At 64.2% G+C, this 4,559-nt stretch carries 5 protein-coding genes; 2 read left to right on the forward strand and 3 right to left on the reverse strand.

Annotated elements, in window-relative coordinates; translation table 11 throughout:
* The 3 genes from EN932_RS29935 to EN932_RS29945 form a co-directional block, all read right to left on the reverse strand.
* A partial coding sequence (locus EN932_RS29935) for a sigma factor (protein ID WP_281061561.1) occupies window positions 1-257 on the reverse strand: 257 nt, incomplete at its 3' end.
* A gap of 132 nt (window positions 258-389) precedes the next feature.
* On the reverse strand, window positions 390-1,451 hold the full coding sequence (locus EN932_RS29940) for an HPP family protein (RefSeq protein WP_128369286.1): 1,062 nt from the start codon (window positions 1,449-1,451) through the stop codon (window positions 390-392).
* Between the two features lie 130 nt (window positions 1,452-1,581).
* Window positions 1,582-2,763, reverse strand: a complete 1,182-nt coding sequence (locus EN932_RS29945; protein WP_128369287.1) for a cystathionine beta-lyase — start codon at window positions 2,761-2,763, stop codon at window positions 1,582-1,584.
* A 454-nt stretch (window positions 2,764-3,217) separates the two neighbouring features.
* On the opposite strand from EN932_RS29945, the gene EN932_RS29950 reads away from it, so the two are divergent.
* Together EN932_RS29950 and EN932_RS29955 are read left to right on the forward strand one after the other, a co-directional pair.
* On the forward strand, window positions 3,218-3,853 hold the full coding sequence (locus EN932_RS29950) for a DUF1326 domain-containing protein (protein ID WP_013532425.1): 636 nt from the start codon (window positions 3,218-3,220) through the stop codon (window positions 3,851-3,853).
* Between the two features lie 9 nt (window positions 3,854-3,862).
* A partial coding sequence (locus tag EN932_RS29955) for a DUF2182 domain-containing protein (RefSeq protein ID WP_128369288.1) occupies window positions 3,863-4,559 on the forward strand: 697 nt, incomplete at its 3' end.

Here is a 4,559-nt window from a genome sequence, read left to right on the forward strand (position 1 = left end):
ATGCGCGATAGCCATGTGGCGAGCGAGGAGTCGCCGCGAAACGCATCGAGATGGGCGAAGGCCTTGACGTATGCCTCCTGCACGATGTCCTCGGCCTCGCTGTCATTGCGCACGACGCCGCGCGCGATCCGGTAAAGCCGCTGATTGTGTGTCTTGATGATGGTGCGGAAGGCGTCGCCGTCGCGCGCCAGCGCGCGGTGCACAAGCTGCATCTCGCCTGGCACAGCGGAAGGCACGGCCGTCAACACAGCAGGCATGGCAAGTTTCCTCAACCCAATCTCCGAACCAGGATCTCGATTGGGAGATTGGACGCTGTCGCCGGCAAAAGGTTCCCGAAGATTTTCTGCCGGGTCCGGCGGCCGCTACACTACAGTGCGAGCGAAGGCTTGTCAGGCAGCCTGCAGGCGCGCCGTGGCCGCCAACAGATCGGTCTGGGTGATCAGCCCGAGAATCCGCTTGTCGTCGTCGACGATGATGACCGCATGGCTGCGGCCGTCGGTGAGGACGGGCAGCAGACCCATGGCGGCGACGCCGGCGGCGGCTGTTGCCGCGGGCGTTAAGACGGATCCAACCGTCCCCGAGGCCTGGGTGAGTTCGCGCAACCCCACCGTGCCTGCCAGCCTGGCTTCCGCATTGACGACCGGCAAGGTGCGGATGTTGTGGTCAAGCAGCAATTGGCGCGCCGCGTCGGTGGAGGTGTGAGCATCGACCGAGATCACATCGCGCGACATGATGTCCTCGCACAGAAGGGTCTTGTGCGCGCGCACCATCGCCTGCAATTCGACCTGCCGCAGCAGCCGGTCGAGATCGTTGCGATCGATATCGAACGTCTCGTCGAGTGCGCCAAGCGCGGCATCGATGTCTTCCGACCGAAAGCCCACGCGCAGCTGCGCCGGCAGATCGCCGGTGACGTGGCTGTTTGCCGGCGCCGCAACCGGCACATGCGGATAATTGCGCCGGGCCAGCCTGTGGAAGCCGTAGCCGAGCGCCACCAGCAGGATCGAGTTCAGCGCCACCGGCACGAATGGAAACAGGAAGCCGGCGCTGATCACGGCAGGCCCTCCCAGCACCGCGGTCAGCGCGGCCGCTCCGCCCGGCGGATGCAGGCAGCGCGTGAACGACATGGCGGCGATGGCCAGTGCCACCGCGATGCCGCTGGCAAGGGCGGTTTCGTGGATGAAATGCGCCACGATCACGCCGACCAGTGCCGATATCGTGTTGCCGCCGATGATCGACCATGGCTGTGCCAGCGGACTGGCGGGCACGGCGAACAGCAGCACCGCCGACGCCCCCATCGGCGCCACCAGCAGCGGCACGTGCGGGCCGTTGCCGAGCACAAGGCTGGCGATCACACCGGTGAGTGCAATGCCGATCGTCGCGCCGATACAGGCGACGAGACGCTCGCGCAGCGTCGCGCCGGCAAGAATGGGAACAAAAAGGCGGAAAGCCATGAGGTCGAAAACTCTGCCGATATTCCAGGGGAAGTCGAAAATGTGCTGATCGCACCGCAATGACGCGGCATCGCTGAATTTGAAAGCCAAACTGATCCGGGAAACTGCAATTTGAGGGAATAGAATTCCGCTACGCAGCCGCTGCTGCGGTCAGGCCGCGCGAAATGTCGGCCTTCAGGTCGTCGACGTCCTCGAGGCCGATCTGCAGGCGGATCAATGGACCCTCATAGGGGGCCTTCGCGACAACGCGGTCGCCGAGCCAGACCGGCACGGCAAGGCTCTCATAGCCGCCCCAGGAATAGCCGAGGCCGAAGATTTGCAGCGCGTCGAGAAAGGCGTGCTGCTGCTTTTGTCCGCCGCCGGCAAGCACGATGGAAAAGATGCCGCTCGATCCGGAGAAGTCCCGCTTCCACAGTTCGTGGTCCGGGTGGCTGGGCAGGGCCGGGTGGAGCACGCGCGCCACGCCCTTCTGGCCTTCGAGCCAGGAGGCGATGGCAAGCGTGCTGCGCTGATGGTGTTCGAGGCGCACGCCCATGCTGCGCAGGCCGCGCAGCACCTGGTAGACGTCGTCGGGCCCGGCGCAGCAGCCAAGCGTGCAGAAGCTTTCATAAAGATGCGTCCAGCAGCTCTCATTGGCCGACACCGTGCCAAGCAGCACGTCGGAATGGCCGGCCGGGTATTTGGTCGCCGCATGGATCGAGATGTCGACACCGTGGTCGAGGGGGCGGAAATACAGTGGCGTCGCCCAGGTATTGTCCATCATGACGATGGCGCCCGCGGCGTGCGCCGCCTTGGCGATGGCTGGGATGTCCTGCACCTCGAAGGTGTTGGAGGCCGGTGATTCCGTGAACACCACCTTGGTGTTGGGCTTGATCAACGCCGCGATGCCGGCGCCGACATGGGGGGCGTAGTACTCGACCTCGACGCCCAGCCGCTTCAGCATCGTGTCGGCGAAGTTGCGGGTCGGATGATAGACGGTATCGACGATCAGCAGATGGTCGCCGGCCGACACGAAGGCGAGCAGCGGTACCGTCACCGCCGCAAGGCCCGACGGCACCAGGATCGTGCCTGCCGAACCTTCCAGCGCGTCTATGGCGTTGGCGAGCGCATCGGTCGTCGGCGTGCCGCGCGTGCCGTAAGTGTATTTCTGGGTGCGAGCCGCCATTGACGCCGCGTCGCGAAAAAGCACGGTCGAGGCATGCACCACCGGCGGATTGACGAAGCCGAAATAGTCGTGCGGATTGTTGCCCGAATGGGCAAGCCGCGTGTTGATGCCCATCCCGCCGCTAAAGTGCTCGCCGTCTTTCGCCATTCTGCGTCGCCTTGTTTGACAAGCCGCTAGCCATAGTGCGGCGGCATGGACCGTGCAACAGCCACCGTCCGCCAGGAGATGGACTTCGAATATGCCAATTCGTCGCGGCAAAAACAGCGATGCGGGGACAGGATATCAAACGAAAAACCCGCCTGTGCGGCGGGTCATCGGCGCAAATCAGCACCATGGACAAAAATGTATCATAGCTGAGGGCAGGGTGTCAAGAAAAAATTCCTATCGCGAAAAGGCGGTCCTTGATTGACCTGCGTTCGGAGCCCTCATCTCCGCCGATCGGCTATTGTGGGCGGCTGCGGAAAGTATATGATTGTCGGCTAATATTAATCGCCGGATTGCTTCGATCAGATGCTGCCGGATGGTTGCTGCCGGTTGACCTCTGGTCCTCCACGATCCGGATCGCGCTCACCAAGCGTGAGCGCGGCAAGGGAGGAATGCCATGCCGGACGTCAAATGGGCCATGAAGGCGCGCGAATTCATCAACTGCAACTGCGCCTATGGCTGCCCGTGCCAGTTCAACGCCATGCCGACATACGGGTTCTGCCAGGCGGTCGCCGGCATGGAAATCGAAAGCGGCCATCACGGCGACACCAAGCTCGACGGATTGCGGTTCGTCGGGATTTTCAGCTGGCCCGGCGCCATACACCAGGGCGGGGGCGAAGCCGCGGTGATCATCGACGAGAGGGCGACGGAAGCCCAACGTGGCGCGCTGCTTCGCATATTGGGCGGTCTGGACACCGAACCGGGTGCAACGATATTCCAGGTCTTTTCGACCACGCTGGAGAAGTTCCACGACCCGATCTTTGCGCCGATCGAATTCAACATCGACGTCGACGCGCGAACCAGTCAGCTGCATGTCGAGGGTATAACCGACGGTCGTGGCGAGCCGATCCGGAATCCGGTCACCGGCGCTGCCCACCAGGCGCGCATCGACCTGCCGCACGGCTTCGAATACGCGATCGCCGAGGTCGGGCGCGGCTGGACAAAGGCGACGGGCCCGATCAAGTTCGAGCTGGCCGATACGCACAGCCATTTCGCCAATCTGCATCTCACGCAGAGCGGCATCGTGCATTGACCTGATCCAATGGGCGACACGGCCCTCGAGGCGGTGCTGCGGCGCGATCGCGCGGTCGTGATGGCCGCGCTCGTGGTGATTGCCGTGCTCGCCTGGGCCTATGTGCTGTGGCTCGCCACCGACATGGTCATGCCCGGCTCCGCCTTGCCGGACAGCGGAGGCGGTGACATGGCCGGAATGGACATGTCGAATATGGACGGGTCGAACATGGGTATGGGCGGCATGGATATGGGCGCCGCCGTGGCGCCAGGCATCCGGGCCTGGGCATTGGCCGATTTCGCTTTCACCTTCACGATGTGGGCGGTGATGATGGTCGGCATGATGACGCCTTCGGTCGCACCGATGTTGCTGCTCTATGCCGGTGTCGGCCGCAAGGCGCGGGCGGATGGCAGGCCCATCGCTTCGACGGGATGGTTTTTTGCCGGCTACCTCGCCGTCTGGGCCGTCTTCAGCCTCGTGGCGACCGGTGCGCAATGGCTGCTCGCCCGTCTTGCCTTGCTCGACCCCTCGATGGCGACCGGCAGCGCGGTCCTCGGCGGCCTCGTCCTGATCGCCGCCGGTCTCTATCAATGGACGCCGATGAAGGGCGTCTGCCTGCGCCAATGTCAGGCCCCGATCGCGTTCCTGGCCGGCCATGGCGGATTCCGCTCCGCTCCGCTCGGCGCGCTTCGGCTGGGCATCGATCACGGCGCCTACTGTCTGGGGT

The organism is Mesorhizobium sp. M7A.F.Ca.US.002.01.1.1 (genome assembly GCF_004022955.1).
GTDB classification, from domain to species: domain Bacteria; phylum Pseudomonadota; class Alphaproteobacteria; order Rhizobiales; family Rhizobiaceae; genus Mesorhizobium; species Mesorhizobium ciceri.

Coding starts and splice junctions, on each gene's coding strand:
- EN932_RS29940 (WP_128369286.1), bottom strand. CDS start 1,451: ATGGCTTTCCGCCTTTTTGTTCCCATTCTTGCCGGCGCGACGCTGCGC.
- EN932_RS29945 (WP_128369287.1), bottom strand. CDS start 2,763: ATGGCGAAAGACGGCGAGCACTTTAGCGGCGGGATGGGCATCAACACG.
- EN932_RS29950 (WP_013532425.1), top strand. CDS start 3,218: ATGCCGGACGTCAAATGGGCCATGAAGGCGCGCGAATTCATCAACTGC.